Below are 18,587 nucleotides of genomic sequence, written 5' to 3'. Positions count from 1 at the left end.
TCTCCTTCAAACTTTTTAATATATTTCTGTCACATCAAAATGATGCGCCGTCTGAATCATTGTCTGAACATTTTCAAGTTTGGTTTGCGGTGCAATATCGCAACCCGGAATCAACACAAATCCTGTTGCTCCACCATCTCTGATGCAGCTTAGTGACTCCGCTTCAATTTCTTCCGGGGTCCCCTCCAGCAGCACCCGAATTGGATCCAACTGACCGCCAAAGGCCATTTTTCCGGACAGTTTTTCTCTGGCTACGTTTAAATTGACCTTGTAGTCCATCGAAAATAAATTGGCTCCGGTCTCGGGAATTAAGTCAAGAACCTTTGTCGTATTGCCACAGATGTGCAGAGATCGGGTGCTGATGCGTTTGATAGCCTGATTGGCCGACTTGATGCGGGGAAAGGATGCTTCTCTGAATAGCTTTGCTGAAATGACATCACCGGATGATAGCGGCTCAGCCTGATTGACCATTTCGACTCCGGCATCTATGAACAAATTCCAGTATTTTAACAGGAGTCTCTCCGTAAATTCCATGATATGGTTTAGTCCCGGTTTATCCTTTAAGGCTGTCTTCATCATATTATCCATCCCCAGCAGCTGCCCAGCCAAGGTAAATGCACCCCATTGACTGACTGCCACCAGGTACTCGTCACCAATTTCACCAACAACAATTCTGGCTGTTTCCAGCAGGTTAGCAATCTCCCGGGAATTCTCCAAATCCTCTACCCTTAACTGATCAACATCTTCGGGTCGGGTAATCAGGGGCTCATCGATAGTAGAAGCTTCTCCCAGCAGATTAAAGGTGCATTTTCCCCCAAGAGCTTTGACAATCACATTGCTACAATCAGCAGCAACCCAAACTACATCTGAGCCAACTTTTTTGTTGTCATCAATAATCGTCTGGGCAATTTTTTGCGGTTGTCCGATCATCACATCCTGAAGGGTCAAACCATTGCGATAATCTGTCCAAACCCCGCTCGAAAGGATCATAGCAGGAAGCCGCGGGGTCTTCTTAAGGGCTATCCCTGCAAGTATTATCTCTTTATGTGTCAAAAACTCAACTCCTTTAAATGATAGGGTGTTTGCTGATAAACGTAATAATTCAGCCAATTGGCAAACAATAGGGTAGCATGGCTACTCCAGGTCGTCTGATCCGATATCCCCAATTCGCCTTTCAGCTGATAATTTTTAGGTACATCTGGTTTTAAACCCTGTAAATAATCCCGTATGTATTCATTTTTTAAAGTTACCCGATCATACTCACAGTGACCGGTAACAAACAATTGCCGATTCGTAATATCGGAAATCAAATAGACACCTGCTTCCGACGATTCAGCCAGTATTTCCAGCTGTGGTATAGTCAGTACATCTTCCCGGGCGATCGCAGTATAATGGGAATGCGGAGCATAAAAGAAATCATCAAATCCCCTGACAATGGGATGTCGACGATTATTTACATCATACGCACAAACTCCGGAAATCTTAGCCGACGGGACAGACTTTTTGATACCATAATGATAATAGAGTGCCGCCTGAGCCCCCCAGCAAATATAGAGTGAAGAAAAAACATGCGTTTTAGCCCATTCCAACACGTCACACAACTCCTGCCAGTAAGCAACTGCTTCGAACTCTTGTTTTTCAACCGGTGCCCCTGTAATTATGATACCGTCGTAGTGGTTATTTTTTATTTCTTCAAAACTGTGATAAAACTGTTTAAAATGATCTACAGTTTTATCGCCAGTCAGCTGGTCAGAAATTTTTAAGAATTCGACATTCAACTGGAGTGCGGTGTTGCTGAGCAAACGAAGCAGTTGAGTTTCGGTTGCAATCACTGTTGGCATGAGGTTGACAATCAATAGATTAAGCACCCGAATATCCTGATGCGTCGCCCGTTTATCAGTCATGATAAAAATATCTTCCCTGGCAAGGGTCTCAATGGCCGGTAAACCTTCTTTTACACAAATTGGCATAGTGACACCTCAATTCATTTATCGTTAAGGATTTTTTGTAAATATTTGAAACCTTAATCAGCCCGAAAAGAAAACATCTGCTGCCTTGGCAATAACAGCGGATGTCCATTCTTACAGTTTTAAAATCAATTTTTTTTGATGGGGAATTATTATTGCAACGCTTTTTCCAAAGCCTGTTCAATATCGTAAATCAAATCATCAACATCCTCAACACCAATAGATAGACGGATCACATCCGGAGCAAATCCAACCGCTGCCTGTTCTTCAGGACTTAACTGTTGATGGGTAGTCGAAGCTGGATGAATAACCAGGGATTTTGCATCGGCAACATTCGCCAAAAGTGAGAAAATTTCCAGACTGTCAATGAACTTTTTAGCCTGATCAATCGTACCATCAATGGAAAATGTAAAGATGGAACCGGCTCCCAATGGCAGATATTTTTGACCCAGCTCGTAATACTTATTTGATTTGAGTCCAGGATAATTTACTTTTTTGACTTTGGGATGATTTTCCAGAAATTCGACAATTTTTTTAGTATTATCAACATGCTTTTGCACTCTTAAGGATAAAGACTCCAGCCCCTGTAAAAACAGGAAGGAATTAAATGGCGATAATGAAGCTCCGGTATCTCTCAACAATTGAGCGCGAATCTTAACTGCATAGGCAATCGGGCCCAAATCTGCAAAATTGATGCCATTGTAGCTTTTGTCCGGTGTTGTGAAATCCGGGAATTTTCCACTGGTCCAGTCAAAGTTGCCACCATCAACAATAATTCCACCGATGGATGTTCCATGACCGCCAATAAATTTTGTCGCTGAATGAACAACGACGTTGGCACCGTGTTCCAGTGGTTTGAATAAATATGGGGTGGCAAAGGTATTATCAACGATTAAAGGAATTTTATTTTCAGCTGCGATCTTGCCAACTGCATCAAAATCAATGACGTTAATGCCAGGATTTCCGAGGGTTTCAATAAACAATGCTTTGGTTTTATCAGTGATGGCTTTTCTGAAATTTTCCGGATCATCCGGATCGACAAAGATTGTATTGATACCGAATTTAGGTAGTGTTTCAGCAAAAAGATGATAGGTTCCGCCGTAAAGAGTACTGGCTGAGACTATTTCGTCTCCAGCACTGGCAATATTTTGAATGGCATAGGTAATCGCCGCGGCCCCAGAAGCTGTTGCCAGTCCGGCTGAACCACCCTCTAATGCGGCAACCCGTTGTTCAAATGCATCAGTAGTCGGGTTAGTTAAACGACTGTAGATATTACCAGCATCCGTTAATGCAAAGCGACCTTCTGCCTGGGCCGTGTCTTTAAATACATATGAAGTTGTCTGATAAATAGGAACAGCTCTTGCTCCGGTTACTGGGTCTGGGGTCTGTCCTGCATGGACCTGTAATGTATCGAATCCTAATTTTCTTTCGCTCACGTTTGTCAACCTCTCATTTCTTTCTAAATTATCTTTATTTTGATCTGTTAAATTCTTTTGTTGGTCATTTTTTTCATTGTTTTTGAATATTCTTTTGAAAAAACTCTTTTTTGACTTACTCAATGATGCAGCTCCTTTCTTAAGAAATATTCAAATGCCATTAAATGGAATGACAAATGCAATATCTCATCATGCTAACAATAGTCCCGAAATTCCGTTCTACTGCAACACATGCAAAAGTGTCTCTCATCTAAAGTGCATAATTCATTGTTCAACATATTGCTTTGCCTCCCAAAAAATAATATTACATATATATCCTATATGTTTGATATGATTCAAGCATAACGTAATTTTTGATGTTTGTCAATCAGTTTTTTAGTTTTCTAGCAAATAATTCTGATCGGTTTGATCGATAATCATTTGATCATGGCTGCTGACCAAAGCGCTTCGACTTCTGCAGACCTCATTTTTTAATATCTGGATAATCCAAATTCTTCCATCAGTCGTATCGTCCGGAGGAGTAACTTGAAATCCCTTGCGGTTTTAATAGTAAAAAACTGTTTCCATGCACAATCCACTTGTCAGTTGAACCTTGGAAACAGTTTTTTCTGTATTCATTAATTTACTTGAGCTCAGGCACTCTTCTTGTCGAAAGACAGGCAGTCAACAAAAATCCGATCAAAATTTTCGCCATTGGACAATTCAATGACATCAATCTCGTTGACCAGGCTTTCCATCTCATCGCGATATTTCTGATTGAGTAAAAAAGCCAGTCCTCCGGATTTTGACGTGTTGCCGACAAAGTCAATTTTGCCTTCAAATTCTTTTGGTAGCAGTCCGATATTTATCAGGCTCTTAGCCCGCAGATGAAAGCCAAACGAACCAGCAATTTGAATCTCGTCAACATCTTCGGGTCGCAGTTGCTTTGCATCCATTAAAAACTCAATACCTGCTCGCACTGCGCCCTTAGCCAGCTGTACCTGCCGGATATCTTTTTGTGTAAGGTATACCCCACTGGCAACCTCAAAGGCTATTTTTCCATCGATTTTGACCAGTCTGTTTCTGAGGCTCTGTTTCAAATCAGTATTATCTGGAGATGCCAGTCTGCCCCGTTTGTCGATCACCTTATGAACCACGAGTTCCCCCACAATGTCCAACAGACCGCTACCACAAATACCAATAGCTTCGCCATCTTCAATGGTTCGGATGTCAATCTCGCCGTTTTCGTCAATTTCAAAATACTCAATTGCGCCTTTTTCGGCTCGCATTCCATAAGAAATATTCATCCCCTCAAATGCCGGTCCGGCGGCGGTTGATGTCGCCGTTAATGCGCCATGATCAGACAAGACCATTTCACCATTGGTTCCGATGTCGACAAATAAAGTAACCTGTTCTTTATCCTGAAGCCGGGTTGCCAAAACACCGGATGTGATATCTGGCCCCACAAAGGAAGATATAATCGGCGGTAGATAAATTGATCCCAGCCTGGAAATATCCAGGAGATGTTCTTTGTAGCTTAAGCTGCTTCCCCCGGTAATGGCTGGAGTATAGGGGTATTTACCCAATGAATAAGGATTCACGTTGGCAGCCAAATGTATCATACAGGTATTGCCACTAAAAATCACTTCATAAATATGCTTTTGTAAAACACCAGTGTGTCTGGCTGCTTTTTCAATCAGCTTGTTCAATTCCTTTATAATCATTGAGTACATCGCATCCAGCCCCTTTTCATCAGAGGCAAATTTAATCCGCGACAAAACATCCTGAGCATGCTGGCTTTGGGGATTTAGGGCTGAGACGGAGTGCAGTTCTTCACCAGTGTTAATATTGACAAGTGTTGCCACCAGCGTGGTCGTTCCGATGTCAACAACGACGCCATAATTCTGGGTCGTAGTGTCCCCGTCTTCTTCACCTAAAACCTTGCCACCGGCAGTTACAATCGTCTTTCCATTGCTGGTATATTCTTTTTTAATAAAACTATTGACGTCGATATCAAAGCTCTGACCGTGGTTTAATATTTGCAGGGTTTTATTACGATTTTTCGCAACGGCCTTAACATCAACATGACCGGTCACAGAAGTTTGACATGAAAGCACAAATCCCTGTTCTTTTTCTTCTTCTGACAATTGATGTTTTCCGTATTCTTCGACATTTTTCATACTTGATTCGGAAATTCTAACCTTACATTTTCCGCAAACCCCTTCGGAATTACAGGGCGATTCAATTACAATCCCCAGTTCTTGGGCCGCTGCTAAAATCGTCGTGCCTTTTTCCACCAGAATAGCTTTGTTCTCGCCGATAAAATTTACTTTTACCATAATCGTTACGCCCCCTTTACCCGATTCGTCATTGCGGTAATGTTTATCAGCGGTGTGGAGGTACTGAGTCCACAAGCTGGCGCAATAATATCAATGCCATCCAATTTAAGTTTTTCGGTTTGTCTGGCAACCTTTTCGGCTTCACCAAATTCCAGCAGATAGGTACTGAGGTTCCCCATGGTGGTTAATTCAGGATAGTCTTCTTTCAACTTTTTCAAGCTGATGGAGGAATCGGTGCTGATCGCATCAGACTTAATTGCCGGCACAAATTTTCTGACCGCATTCATTTTTCCGCAAATATGAACAATGACCGGAGTATTGGTTTCATGGATCGCATCGATGATCTTATTGAGATAACGTACCGCATATTCATCAAACATCGCCGGTCCCAGTATTTCTCCGGTAGCGGTGGGATCAGCAATGGTAATCACACTGGCGCCGCTCTCGACCATCAGCCTGGCCAGTTCGATAATATGATTGGTGGCATAATCAACCACCCGATGGGCTTCGGCAGGATTCTTTCTGAGTTCTTTTAAAAACGGAATCGGGTCAACCAGTGATGCAGCGGTACTGAGCGGCCCGGTGATACTGCCAAATACCGGTGTGTCCGAATATTCTTTTGACAACTGATAGGTTGCCTGAATAATCGCATTAACCCGTTTATTTTTGGCCATCGCACCCAAGTCCTGATAAATGACATCTTTAACCGAAGGAAACACTTCTTTTTGTATTTTTGGTTCACAGGCCAGGGTGCCATAATTAATTTCACTGCCCAGTACCTCTGCTTCTACGGTCATGCAAAAGGGAATACCGAAGTTTTCAAAACCAGTGTTCTCCTGAACGTCATTGGCAATTTCTGCCATCAATTGACTATTGTGATGGCCATCCGGTAAGGTGTGGCCAGTTTTATTCATTACATCAACGATGGCTGAATTCATCATCCCACCGGGACAGATAACCGGTGCCCGATCAACGGATTCTTTGTTTAAGGAACGGAGGATCCGTTCTTTTGGGGTTAAATCATTCATCTAAAATTCCTCATTTCTTTTTATTTGCAGGCTTCTATAATCTTTTGAAATGTCATGCTCTTCCAGCATTTTTTGAAAAATCTGCTTCGGAAATTTCCTGCATTGGGAGTAGCGTTATGAAATTGGCTTCATCCCAGGGACCGGTTATAATTTTTTCAATAAAGCCGATTTCACCTTTAACCGTCTGATATTCCGCCTCAAACAGCTTTGCAATTTCTCGGGATTGCTCAATTACCTCATCCTTAGGTTCTGCTGATGTTTCAATAAACAGCACTTTTTTGTAGCCATCATACATTTTTTCCAGCATTCGTCTGGCTTTTTTTTCACCGAAACGGTCATAAATACGCCGGTAATCCGAGAGAATACTTTTTTCAGTAATCATCCAGCCATTGCTGAGATAGAAAGTTCCAATTTCACTCTGAAAATCACAGGCTCTACAGGTATCTGAGCACATAAAGATCGAAATACAGTCATGTACTCTGGGAATAATCAGTTCACTGGTTTTAGAAATTAAACCATTAGCAGCCCCACCACATAAACCAAATGCCAGGATAATTTTCCGATAATTCTGTGACGCATCAATAAGCCGTTGGAGCTCGACCTTTAGTTTCTGGGGGTATAAATGAAAGTCCATCGAGACAAATTCAAAATCCCGCTCAGGAACGGGCATCAGTTTCTCTATTTCTTCCTGCATGACCTCACAGGCAATCACTTTGATACGCATATCAGAAAATGGTGTCCAGAATGGCCTGATTCAGATCATGGCCAATTACGGTAATCCGCCCGATTTCATCGGGTTCGGACGCTCTAATTTCCAGGGCATTGGGAACAAAGTCAAACTCCACCCAATTAACTGTATCAATCTGTACCTTGCCCTTTGACCGAACCACTTTTCCAAAAACCGCCTCATCCTTCAAACTTTCAAAGATACTTCTTAATTGAGTTTCCGGAAATATCTTTGGCGTTTCGATACCCCAGCTTGTAAAAATATCATGATTATGATCGTCATCGTCGTGATCGTGGTCATCATCAAATTCCAGATCAAACGCACTTAAATCCTCATCCCGGGAAATTTGTTGTCCATCCGCTTCGGAAAGACCGAGCAGCTCAACGCCACTTAAGTCATCCCAGGGCGTGGTTACAATCGATGCGGTCTCATTGATCTCCCGTATTTTCGAAACAACCTTGCCTAACTCCTCATCATCGACGTTCTGGGTTCGACTTAAGAGAATGGTACTGGCGTGACTGATCTGGTCCCCATAAAACTCACTGAACAACTCGGTGAATTCCTCATACATGGTCACATCGACGGCAGCAATCACCAGGTTGAGATGAATGTCATCATCCTCTTCCAGTTTCTTGACAATCTTGACGATTTCAGACAGTTTACCAACTCCCGACGGTTCAATGATGATTCTTTCTGTTTCTTTCGATTTAATGATTTCTCGCAAAGTATTGGTAAAATCAATTACGGTAGAACAACAGATACACCCGGCCTTGATTTCCTTTATTTCAATGTTGTATTTTTTTAGAAATGCCCCATCGATTGGAATTTCGCCAAACTCATTTTCAATCAGCGTTATTTTTTTAGAATACACGTTTTCATCGATCAGCTTCTTAATTAATGTGGTTTTACCGGCACCAAAAAAACCAGAAAAAATATCAATTTGTATTGTCATACGATCACTTTCCTATCTGTTAATCATTGAACTTGTCATTTATAAACACAATGACAACAATCCTTTTAAATTGTTGTCATTGATCACCTGGACTTAATTCACTTTTATTGCTATATTGAATTATTTCGCTTCTGTACTTAATTTGTTTGAAAATTACTTTATCGACCAGCGCCCGTATCGTCTGGAAGCTTCCACCATTGCCGCAGCATTTAATAAATTACCATTGGGCGGGAACTCACAGCCAGAAGAAAGGATAAAACCAGCATTGTGTTTTTTGAACAGATCCAGTTGTCTTTTAACATCTTCGAGCACCTCATCTGCAGTAAATACCAGACCGGTTTCGGCGGGATCGGAATATCCGATGGTGATAATCTTGTCACCCCAGGTTTTTGCATGTTCTTCCCAATCTTTGGCACCATGGGCCGGATAGGCAACTGAGATCGCCACCGGATCAGACCACTTGATAACTTCTTCAAAATAAACACCACCACCGCAATTGTGAATGGCCACTGCCGAACCGGCCGCCCGAATCGCATCGGCAAGTCGTTTTAGATAAGGGCCTTCAAATTTCTCCCAGGTAGTGTTTCTTAAAACTGTTCCTGAAGAGTACAGCGGATCAATGACAATGGAATGGGCCCCGGCTTCAATCTGAGCTTCGGCATATTCGATCAGTACATCTGTAATCACATCAACTGCCGCCAAAACCTCCTCAGGATGCTTGATCAAATCAACAAACAATTCTTTATGACCTCTAATCTGTGATAAAACGCCCAGTGGACCATAAACAAATCCGAAAATAGCGACTTCATTGCCTTTAGCAGCTGATAGACCCTTAACCGTATCAATGACCTGCTTCATCCGAGTCGTTTCCCGGGGATTTATTTTTTCGATTTTTTCATATTCCCCTGGAGTCTTAATAAATTGGTTGTTAAAATCAGGATAGGCGGTGCTGAATTTTGGATAAATAATTTCCTGCCCAAAGTCTGCCGCTTCCACTGAGAGGTCAACCAGTAACAAAAAGGCATCCTGACCAATTAGTTCCTGTGCTGCCAGTAAACTTTGGGTGGCAATTTCAGCGTCTTGAGACCATTTATCATAGCGGGAACCGGTCACCCGATAAGAGGCACCGCAAACCAGGGGAATCGCCGGGATTCGATCGACTTCTTTACGCTGCAGGGTCAGCACGACCCGTTCCAGAGACGATAATTCTTCATTTCTTTGTATTAATGACATCGATGATTTCCTCCATTTAATTGTCTTGCAAATTTACTTGAGTACGCTTTAGAGCTCATTGCCATAAGCGGCGGCAATGTTATTTGCCAACTTCACGGCCTCTGCCGCATTTTCTGCGTAGCCGTCGGCGCCAATTTTATCTGCATAAGACTGGGAAACCGGCCCACCACCAATTAATACCTTATAATCTTCTCTTATTTTCTGCTCTTTAAGAATTTCAACAACTTCGCTCATTCCTTCCATGGTTGTTGTCATCAGCGTTGAGATAAATATAAACTCGGCATTTTCTTCTTTAGCCCGTTCCACAAAAGTATCCGGGGCAATGTCTCGTCCAAGATCAATCACATCATAACCACCTGTTTCCAGCATAATCTTTACCAGGTTTTTACCAATGTCATGGGTATCTCCTTCGATCACGCCTATGACGGCTTTTCTTTTCGTTTCGTGTGAATTGACCTTGATATGAGGCTTTAATAAATTTAGCCCGGCATACATGGCATCTGAGCACATCAGTAATTCCGGTACAAAATACTCTTCTTCATCAAATAACTTCCCAGCCTGGTTCATGCCAACGGTCAAGCCATTAACAATCGCTTCGTACGCATCCACGCCCTCGGCAATCACCTTGTTACTGAGTTCAATGGTTAGATCCTCATCCATATCCACAATTGAAGCTGCCAGTTTATCAAATAATTCCTGTTTGTTTAATGACATTTACTAATCTCCTCCCTGTTAACATATATCTCCTATATGTTTGGTAGGATTATTATATGTGATGCTTTTGTATTTGTCAATACGTTTTTGTACTATTCTGATATGATTTTATGTATTAAAAAAAGACAGGATTGAAAGCGTGCTATGCTTCAAATCCTGCCATTTTTAATTCATCTGTGAATCGCTTGAAACCGACTGATCTCTTCGATTTTTCTTTTTTTAAACTTAACTATAGTGGACTAAATCAGATAAAATATTCACAATTACCTTTTTCATGGTAACGTCTGACCAGTTCTGCCAGGGTAATATTATCGACTACCTGATCAATGGCATCTTTAATTTCCTGCCAAACATCAGCGGTGACGTGACGATCTGCTTCTTCATAATTCCCTGCCTCGTCGCTCAAAATAACTGGTGATAATTCACCTTCCAAAAGTCTGACAATCATGCCAACAGTATAATCTTCCGGGGGATTGGCCAGTTGATACCCCCCCTGAGATCCCCGGACACTACGAACAAAGCCAGCTCGTGAAATCTGGGTAATAATCTGTTCCAAATATTTTTCTGAAATCTCCTGGCGTTCAGCAATCCGCTTAATGGGAATGTATTCCCCGGTGTTGTTAATCGCCAGGTCCAGCATTAAACGCAAGGCATACCTGCCCTTAGTGGAAATTTTCATTACTGAAACAAGCCCGTTGACAAATAACGTTCACCGGTGTCCGGCAATAAAACCACAATGGTCTTGCCTTTATTTTCGGGTCGTTTTGCCAATTCGGTGGCTGCATAGATGGCAGCCCCAGAAGAAATACCGACCAACAATCCTTCCCGTCGACCAATTTCTTTGGAGGTCTGGAACGCATTTTCATTACTGACCTTAATGACTTCATCATATATAGTGGTATTGAGCACCCCTGGAACAAACCCGGCACCAATTCCCTGAATTTTATGTGGCCCAGGATTTCCACCTGATAAAACGGGAGAAGCTTCCGGCTCAACGGCGACAATTTTCACCCCTGGTTTCTTTTCTTTTAAAACTTCGCCAACCCCGGTAATGGTTCCACCGGTTCCAATTCCGGCAACAAAAATATCGACTTCCCCATCGGTGTCTTCCCAAATCTCAACCGCCGTCGTTTTTCGATGAATCTCAGGATTGGCTGGATTCTCGAATTGCTGTGGCACGAAGGCATTGGGGGTGCTTTGCGCCAGTTCCTGAGCCTTGGCAATAGCACCCTTCATTCCCAGTGAACCAGGGGTCAAAACCAGTTCAGCGCCGAGCGCAGAAACCAGATTTCGTCGTTCAATACTCATTGTTTCAGGCATGGTTAAAATTAAACGATAGCCTTTAGCTGCAGCAACAAAAGCCAGACCAACACCGGTATTGCCACTGGTAGGCTCAATAATGACTGAATCCTTGTTGAGCAAACCTGCTTTTTCAGCTGCATCAATCATCGCAAAGCCAATTCGGTCTTTAACCGAAGAAAGGGGATTAAAGTATTCCAGTTTGGCTACGATTTTTGCCTCTAAGTCCAAATTCTTTTCATAATTTGATAGTTCAAGCAGCGGTGTATTTCCAATCAGGTCGGTCAGATTTTTTGCAATTTTTGACATCGTGATACCTCTTTTCATTATTTATATCATATTATTTCTATATGATTTTATTATATTTCCCTTTTATTTTCTTGTCAATACTTTTTTTTATTTTTAGAGCCAGTATTTTGTTTTATGATACCCAGATAAATCTTAAAACAAAAATATTCAATTGTTAATGTACGTCTCTTGTAGTATAATTGGATAATTCCCTGGTGATTTCATACTAATCATCTGGGTATTTTTTTGAGTCATTTTAGAAGTTATTAACCGTTTTGGTTTTTTAGAAGGGAGTTACGACTTGATATATTTAGATTACGCTGCCGACACCCCAGTTGATGTCCAAGTGCTTGATTTATTTTGCCAAATCAATCAAGTTGCTTTTGGTAATGCTAACGGCACCCATCTATCCGGGAAAAATGCCAAGCAACTGATTAAACAAGCAACTATCAAAATAAAAAATCTGCTGAATTGTTTAACTTCGGAGGTTATCTACACCTCTGGAGCCACTGAAGCCAATAACCTGGCCATTAAGGGTGTGGCCAGAAATTATCGTGAAGTAGGCCGCCATATCATTTCTAACTGTCTGGAACATGCGTCAGTCAGCGGCAGCCTCAAGCAGCTTCAATCGATTGGTTATGAAATTGATCTGGTGTCGATCAGAAAAGATGGCACTGTTGACCTGGATCATTTCAATGAATTAATTCGAGAAGATACAATCCTGGTCTCTATCAATTATGTTGATAGCGAGTTGGGAATCTGTCAACCGATCCCATCAATTGCAACGATTGTTGCCGCTTATCCCAATTGCTTTTTTCATGTGGATGCCACCCAGGCTGTCGGTAAAATACCAATTCATTTAGATCAAATTGATCTGGTTACCTTTTCACCCCACAAGTTTTTCGGCCTGAATGGCATGGGTGTGCTGCTAAAAAGCGAAAGCCTGATCCTTGAACCACAAATCCATGGGGGCACCAGCACCAGTTATTATCGCAGCGGCACGCCTTTTACCGCTGGTGCCGGGGCAACGGCGCTAGCCCTTGAACTGTGCATGGCTGAGCTGAAAGAACGGCTGACCCAGGTTACTGTAAAAAACGACTGGTTAAAAAAACAGTTATCAGCGTATCCGCTAGTAGCTTTCAACAGTACTGAACATGCTATTCCCCATATTCTTAATCTCAGTGTCAAAGGCGTCAAAGCCCAAGCATTTCAGGCTGCACTGAGCGACCGGAAAGTCTGCGTTTCGACCAAATCAGCCTGTTCCACCGACAACACTCCCTCACGATCGGTTCTGACAGTCACCGGAAGCAAGGATCTGGCCAGATCTTCCTGGCGGATCAGTCTTTGCCATTTAACCACTGACAGTGAATTGCAGGAGTTTATGGACATCTTTGATTATTGTTATAAAAGTTTAACTAAAAAGTAGGAGTTATCATGGAACGTTATCAAGAAATAGAAAAAAGTTTAAAAAAGAAGTATCGCAGCAGTATCTGGTGCCGCTTTACCAGTGCTATCAATGAATATCAGCTGGTCAAGGAAGGTGATAAAATTGCGGTGTGCATCTCTGGCGGAAAAGACTCCATGCTGATGGCCAAGCTATTCCAGGAACTGAAGAAACACAATAAATTCGAATTTGAACTGGTTTTTCTGGTAATGGATCCGGGCTATAACCCGATCAACCGGGAAATGATCAAAAAAAATCTGAAACTGTTGAATATTGAAGCAACTGTTTTCGAATCGCAGATTTTTGATTCAGTGGCCGATATTGAAAAATCACCCTGCTATCTCTGTGCCCGGATGCGCCGGGGTCATCTGTATCATCACGCCAAAGAATTGGGATGCAATAAAATCGCCCTGGGCCATCATTATGACGATGTCATTGAGACGATCCTGATGGGCATGCTTTACGGCGGTCAGATACAGACCATGATGCCCAAACTAAAAAGCAGCAATTTTGAGCATATGGAGTTAATCCGACCGATGTATCTGATTCGGGAAGAGGCCATCATCAGCTGGAAGTTGCATAACGACCTGCAATTTATTCAATGTGCCTGCCGCTTTACTGAAAATTGTATGATATCAGACAATGAAGGCGGAGCCTCCAAGCGCCAGGAAATGAAAACGCTGCTGAAAAAATTCCGCCAAACCAGCCCTTATATCGAAAGCAATATTTTTAAAAGCGTCGAGAACGTCAATCTCAATACGATTATTTCCTATAAGCAAAATGGGGTTAAACATCATTTTTTAGATGATTATGATAGCTGATTCTGTAAATAAAAACAAAAAAACTAAACCATTAATATCTGAACGGAGATTTTTTAATGTTGAACCAATTTTCAAGAACTGAATTATTACTTGGCGGGGATGCCATGGAAAAACTGGCGCAGGCACGCGTTGCCATCTTTGGCATTGGCGGAGTGGGTAGTTATACTGCCGAAGCCCTTGCCCGCAGCGGCATTGGCTCATTTGATCTCATTGATGACGATAAGGTCTGTTTGACAAATCTCAACCGCCAGCTGATCGCCACCCGAAAAACCGTGGGCCAAAATAAGGTCGAGGTGATGAAACAACGGATTCTGGATATCAATCCCAATGCTCAGGTCAATACACAGCAATGCTTCTTTTTACCTGAAAACGCTGATAATTTTGACTTCTCTTCCTACTCATATGTGGTTGATGCCATCGATACTATTTCGGCCAAAATTGAGTTGGTGCTCCAAACTGAAAACGCAAAAACACCCATCATCAGCTGTATGGGTGCTGGAAACAAATTAGATCCGACGCTTTTTAAGGTTGCCGATATCTATAAAACCAGTATGTGTCCGGTCGCCAAAATCATGCGAAAAGAACTCAAAAAACGAAGGATTAAGCATTTAAAAGTTGTGTTTTCAACGGAAGAACCGATTAAACAAATAAAAAATTTAGCCAATAGCTGTCAATCCAATTGTATTTGTCCACCGGGAACTGAACGAAAATGTACCGATCGACGATCCATTCCCGGCAGCATTTCCTTTGTTCCGTCGGTAGCGGGTCTGATTTTAGCAGGCGAAGTGATCAAGGATCTCGCTTTTCAAATTAACCACAAGGGCGTGGAAAAACTTTATTGATAGCCTATGTTTCGGGGGTTTCACCCCCGAATTTATAACCAATCCCATAAATAGTCAGGACATACACCGGATTTTTGGGATCCTTTTCTATTTTTTGACGCAGGTTCTTAATGTGGCTGTCCACGGCCCGATCATATCCTTCAAATTCATCACCCAACGCTACTCTGATTAGATCCTCCCGGGTAAAAACCTTATTGGGATATTTTATTAACGCCGCCAGTAGTTTATATTCATTTGGAGTAAGATTAATTTCCACTTGATTCTTTTTGATCAGATGACTTTCAAAATCAACCTCCAAATCACCGCCATTGAAAGAAGCCTTATTATAAAGCGGGACCAGATCATCACTTGATCGGCGCAGAACTGCTTCAATTCTGGCATTTAGGGCTTTTAAACTGAATGGTTTCGTAATATAATCATCTGCGCCGATATTCAAACCTTTAAGCATATCTGATTCTTCAATTTTTGCAGTAAGCATAATAATCGGCACCCGGGATTTTTTTCTGATCTGAATACAAATTTCTTCGCCCGTCATATCCGGAAGCATCAGGTCTAAGACGATGATCGCAATGTTTTCCCGGTCAAAGATATCGAGGGCTTGTTTACCATTTTCCGCCGTAAAGACGGTAAAGCCTTTACTTTCCAGAAAAGACTTTACCACCTCAATTATTTTGGTTTCATCATCAACAATAAGTACTTTTTTTAAATGATTGTTCATTATTGCCAAACCTCTATACTTCCCAGTTGCTCAATTGAACATCAACGTCTTCGATCATCACGTGTATGAAATCTTCTTGTGACACTTTTCTCATTATACTACAGGTAACTCGCATGGGTAGCATTAATCCCGCTTTTTTAGACTTAAACCTTCGACTTGGATCGTTGCCCCAATCAAATTTTTTTTAAGTATAAAATGCAGTGTCGACCGTATCACCCTTGCATTTTTGCTGATATATAGGGTAACATCATCCTGTTGAAAGATGTCAAATGCGTCCAATTGATCTGGCTTTACAAGTGAAACTTCAGAAACCTCAAAAGTTGGACAGCAACCGCCACCTGTAGAACTGATGGTTAGTGTTAAATTACTCTTTCTTTTTTTTCGCATGTAGTCTAAAACTGCATTGTCTATTTTAAGCTCAAATGATCTGTCCATCTTTTTTACTCCTATTCCATTTTATTTTTCGGCAGCTTGATAACAAAACTACTGCCTTCGTTTAAGTGACTTTCGGCCTCAACCATTCCTCCATGGGCAGTAACGATTGACTTAACAATGGCCAGTCCAATTCCTGAACCACCGGTCATACGATTTCTAGATTTATCAGCCCGATAAAAGCGCTCAAAAACATAGGGGAGTTCATCTTCTGGTATCCCAATCCCATTATCACTGACACATAATCGAACAAACTGCTTATCTTCAGAAATAAAAATTTTAATGATACCATGCTCCGGTGTATATTTTACAGCATTTGAAACTAGATTAATGATAACCTGGCTGACTCTATTTTGATCAGCATATGTGTCTGAACTTTCCCCCTCAATCGATACGTTCAACTTCTTTTTATCGATTTCTGCGGCAAAGTTCGCCACTGCTTTTTCTGATAACGCATTCAGATTAATCTGTGTTTTATCAAGCTTTAAATTATCACTTTCAACTTTTGCCAAATTCTCTAAATCTTGGATAATTTTACCTATGCGCAATATTTCATCATGGCAACTTTTCAAGCGTTCGTTTGTAGGTTCCCATACCCCTTCAATCATGGCTTCAATATGGGTTCCAATCGATGTAAGAGGGGTTCGCAGTTCATGAGCTACATCAGCGGTCAACTGTTTTCTTAGTGACTCCTGTTTTCCCAATGTGTCAACTAAATGATTAACAGCAACAATGAGGTCATTTAATTCCCTGGTTTTTGAAACTTCTGTGATTCGTACATCGTAATCACCTTCAGAGATTTGTTTTGTTACAGTGACCGTATGTAAGATTGGGCGACTTAATCGTTTAGCCAGGATTGACCCGACAATAACCGAAAAAACAAGTGAGAAAACGCCAATTCCGATTAATACTGTATTAAGTGCATTCAAAAACTGAAAATCATCTGCGCTTAAAAAGTATGGTCCAAAATAGCTGATATCTGCCGTTCCAATGACTTTACCATTCTTAGTGATTGAGATGGTTTTTGACATAAATTCACCATTCATTTGCGGATATTTCGTATTCATGCGATGTGAAATATCATCCATCACTGCTGTACATAAGGACATATCACATGTCTCCGCATCCCAGATCGTCTGATTCTGTAAATCATAAACCTTGACAATATACCCGTCATAAAGGGCATACATCCCGATGGTGTGGACAAAATCTGCGTTCCAGGTTTTGGTGTCCATATCATATTGCTGACTCAAACTATCTGTTATTTCCTGAGTTCGTTTCTCTTGTTGAATGGTAAGATAATTAGTGAATTCTTTTTCAATTAAAATGTTTGATAAAAAGCTGATCGTGGCAACAGTAAGTAACATAATCAGGGCAATCGTCAACGATAGTTTTGTTCTTAAGCTATGTTCCATAGCAATCTCCTCGTTCATAACTAATTATGAATTAGTTATATTTTTCCTGACACATGGTATCCTTCTTCTTCAATGACAGTTTTGAAGCTCTCAAAGGTTAATTTACCCGGTTCATATTCGATTGCCACAGTTTTTCCAGTAAGATCGACAATAACACGCTCAACTCCGTCGAGTTCGCCAACTGCATTTTTTACAGCTCTTTCACAGTGAGCACACGACATACCTTCGACATTTAAAATTATTCTTTCCATTTTGTACACCTCTTTTTTCTAGTTTATTTAATATTAAACGGTTTTAAAAATTTATCCACTTCAATTGGTTTTTTATCTTCGTCTTCGGCACTGACCTTGGCGAAAACCCAGCCTTCAACTTTATCCGGATCAACGCCGGCATCAATAAAAATCTGTGGATTTAAAACAAAGACAATGTCCTTATCATTGGTACTCAGGTCTTTAGCCCATTCAAACATATTCCCATCACCAATGTCAACCCCATAATGGTCAAGGGCGGTGTGATATTTAATATGATCACGTTTCAGATTGACAAGCTGTTCATAGGATGCCAGCGGGGTCACTTCGCCACTGTAGGTTAATTTTTCATCCCCTAACATTGTCCCGACCATAATCTTATCATCAACGAGCATTCCGGCGGGAAGCTTTGTGACATCAAGTCCAGCTGCGAGAAATGGTTTAGCATCAACTTCCAGCATCACATCGTGAGGGGCTCCGCTACTGTAATCCTTACTCCAGATAAAACGGGCGGTTCCATCCGGTGCCGATAGTGCCCAGCCTCCATTCATCTCATCTTCGGCAATTTGGTTGGGAATGGCCTGAAGCACCGCATCAAAGGATGTGATGGAGGTCTTGCCGACAACATCAGTTTGCTGACAACCGGATAGGACAACTAACAATAATAGGGCTGCCCCGGCTAAAATAATTTTCTTCTTCATGGTC

18 protein-coding genes and 1 pseudogene are annotated in these 18,587 nt (G+C 41.6%); 3 read left to right on the top strand and 16 right to left on the bottom strand.

The window, feature by feature from the left end:
* Positions 1-15: 15 nt before the first annotated feature.
* The 11 genes from Q7P33_RS08245 to cysK form a co-directional block, all read right to left on the bottom strand.
* A complete protein-coding gene (locus Q7P33_RS08245) occupies positions 16-1,053 on the bottom strand; it encodes a uroporphyrinogen decarboxylase family protein (protein ID WP_303869181.1) in 1,038 nt (345 codons plus the stop codon).
* Positions 1,050-1,970: a homoserine O-succinyltransferase gene (gene metA, locus Q7P33_RS08240; RefSeq protein WP_303869180.1), complete on the bottom strand. Its 921-nt coding sequence runs from the start codon at positions 1,968-1,970 to the stop codon at positions 1,050-1,052. The genes Q7P33_RS08245 and metA overlap by 4 nt, the downstream gene beginning before the upstream one ends.
* A gap of 149 nt (positions 1,971-2,119) precedes the next feature.
* Positions 2,120-3,403, bottom strand: a complete 1,284-nt coding sequence (locus tag Q7P33_RS08235; RefSeq protein ID WP_303869178.1) for an O-acetylhomoserine aminocarboxypropyltransferase/cysteine synthase family protein — start codon at positions 3,401-3,403, stop codon at positions 2,120-2,122.
* Between the two features lie 632 nt (positions 3,404-4,035).
* The gene (locus Q7P33_RS08230) at positions 4,036-5,721 is read right to left on the bottom strand and encodes an ASKHA domain-containing protein (protein WP_303869176.1); all 1,686 of its coding nucleotides are present in this window, start codon (positions 5,719-5,721) and stop codon (positions 4,036-4,038) included.
* A gap of 5 nt (positions 5,722-5,726) precedes the next feature.
* Entirely contained in the window at positions 5,727-6,749 is a 1,023-nt protein-coding gene (locus Q7P33_RS08225) for a uroporphyrinogen decarboxylase family protein (RefSeq protein ID WP_303869175.1), read from the bottom strand.
* A 52-nt stretch (positions 6,750-6,801) separates the two neighbouring features.
* On the bottom strand, positions 6,802-7,473 hold the full coding sequence (locus tag Q7P33_RS08220) for a DUF1638 domain-containing protein (RefSeq protein WP_303869173.1): 672 nt from the start codon (positions 7,471-7,473) through the stop codon (positions 6,802-6,804).
* A gap of 1 nt (position 7,474) precedes the next feature.
* Positions 7,475-8,428 (bottom strand): GTP-binding protein, encoded by a 954-nt coding sequence (locus tag Q7P33_RS08215; RefSeq protein ID WP_303869170.1) that lies wholly within the window; start codon positions 8,426-8,428, stop codon positions 7,475-7,477.
* A gap of 153 nt (positions 8,429-8,581) precedes the next feature.
* Positions 8,582-9,661, bottom strand: coding sequence for a uroporphyrinogen decarboxylase family protein (locus Q7P33_RS08210; RefSeq protein ID WP_070371986.1), 1,080 nt, complete (start codon positions 9,659-9,661; stop codon positions 8,582-8,584).
* Positions 9,662-9,709: 48 nt separating this feature from the next.
* A complete protein-coding gene (locus Q7P33_RS08205; protein ID WP_070371987.1) occupies positions 9,710-10,375 on the bottom strand; it encodes a corrinoid protein in 666 nt (221 codons plus the stop codon).
* 244 nt (positions 10,376-10,619) lie between these two features.
* On the bottom strand, positions 10,620-11,054 hold the full coding sequence (locus Q7P33_RS08200) for an Rrf2 family transcriptional regulator (RefSeq protein ID WP_070371988.1): 435 nt from the start codon (positions 11,052-11,054) through the stop codon (positions 10,620-10,622).
* Positions 11,054-11,983: a cysteine synthase A gene (cysK, locus tag Q7P33_RS08195; protein ID WP_303869166.1), complete on the bottom strand. Its 930-nt coding sequence runs from the start codon at positions 11,981-11,983 to the stop codon at positions 11,054-11,056. The genes Q7P33_RS08200 and cysK overlap by 1 nt, the downstream gene beginning before the upstream one ends.
* Before the next feature lie 280 nt (positions 11,984-12,263).
* Between cysK and Q7P33_RS08190 the strand changes: the two genes are divergently transcribed.
* The 3 genes and pseudogenes from Q7P33_RS08190 (at position 12,264) to Q7P33_RS08180 (ending at position 15,069) form a co-directional block, all read left to right on the top strand.
* Positions 12,264-13,388, top strand: coding sequence for a cysteine desulfurase family protein (locus Q7P33_RS08190; RefSeq protein WP_303869164.1), 1,125 nt, complete (start codon positions 12,264-12,266; stop codon positions 13,386-13,388).
* Between the two features lie 20 nt (positions 13,389-13,408).
* Positions 13,409-14,227, top strand: a pseudogene (locus Q7P33_RS08185) (tRNA 2-thiocytidine biosynthesis TtcA family protein); the annotation flags it as partial.
* Positions 14,228-14,283: 56 nt separating this feature from the next.
* On the top strand, positions 14,284-15,069 hold the full coding sequence (locus Q7P33_RS08180; protein ID WP_303869162.1) for a tRNA threonylcarbamoyladenosine dehydratase: 786 nt from the start codon (positions 14,284-14,286) through the stop codon (positions 15,067-15,069).
* Between the two features lie 4 nt (positions 15,070-15,073).
* On the opposite strand, the gene Q7P33_RS08175 is transcribed toward Q7P33_RS08180, so the two are convergent.
* The 5 genes from Q7P33_RS08175 to Q7P33_RS08155 form a co-directional block, all read right to left on the bottom strand.
* On the bottom strand, positions 15,074-15,787 hold the full coding sequence (locus Q7P33_RS08175; RefSeq protein WP_303869160.1) for a response regulator transcription factor: 714 nt from the start codon (positions 15,785-15,787) through the stop codon (positions 15,074-15,076).
* Positions 15,788-15,910: 123 nt separating this feature from the next.
* Positions 15,911-16,222 (bottom strand): CC/Se motif family (seleno)protein, encoded by a 312-nt coding sequence (locus tag Q7P33_RS08170; protein ID WP_303869158.1) that lies wholly within the window; start codon positions 16,220-16,222, stop codon positions 15,911-15,913.
* An 11-nt stretch (positions 16,223-16,233) separates the two neighbouring features.
* Positions 16,234-17,634 (bottom strand): cell wall metabolism sensor histidine kinase WalK, encoded by a 1,401-nt coding sequence (locus Q7P33_RS08165; RefSeq protein ID WP_303869156.1) that lies wholly within the window; start codon positions 17,632-17,634, stop codon positions 16,234-16,236.
* Positions 17,635-17,669: 35 nt separating this feature from the next.
* Positions 17,670-17,885, bottom strand: a complete 216-nt coding sequence (locus Q7P33_RS08160) for a cation transporter (protein ID WP_286807488.1) — start codon at positions 17,883-17,885, stop codon at positions 17,670-17,672.
* A 23-nt stretch (positions 17,886-17,908) separates the two neighbouring features.
* Complete coding sequence (locus Q7P33_RS08155) at positions 17,909-18,583, bottom strand: hypothetical protein (RefSeq protein ID WP_286947553.1); 675 nt, start codon at positions 18,581-18,583, stop codon at positions 17,909-17,911.
* Between the last annotated feature and the right edge of the window lie 4 nt (positions 18,584-18,587).

The organism is Acetobacterium wieringae, assembly GCF_026646375.1.
Taxonomy (GTDB): Bacteria; Bacillota; Clostridia; order Eubacteriales; family Eubacteriaceae; genus Acetobacterium; species Acetobacterium wieringae_A.
The sequence above is the reverse complement of the archived record's forward strand: the minus strand, read 5'-3'. Positions and strand labels throughout refer to the sequence as shown.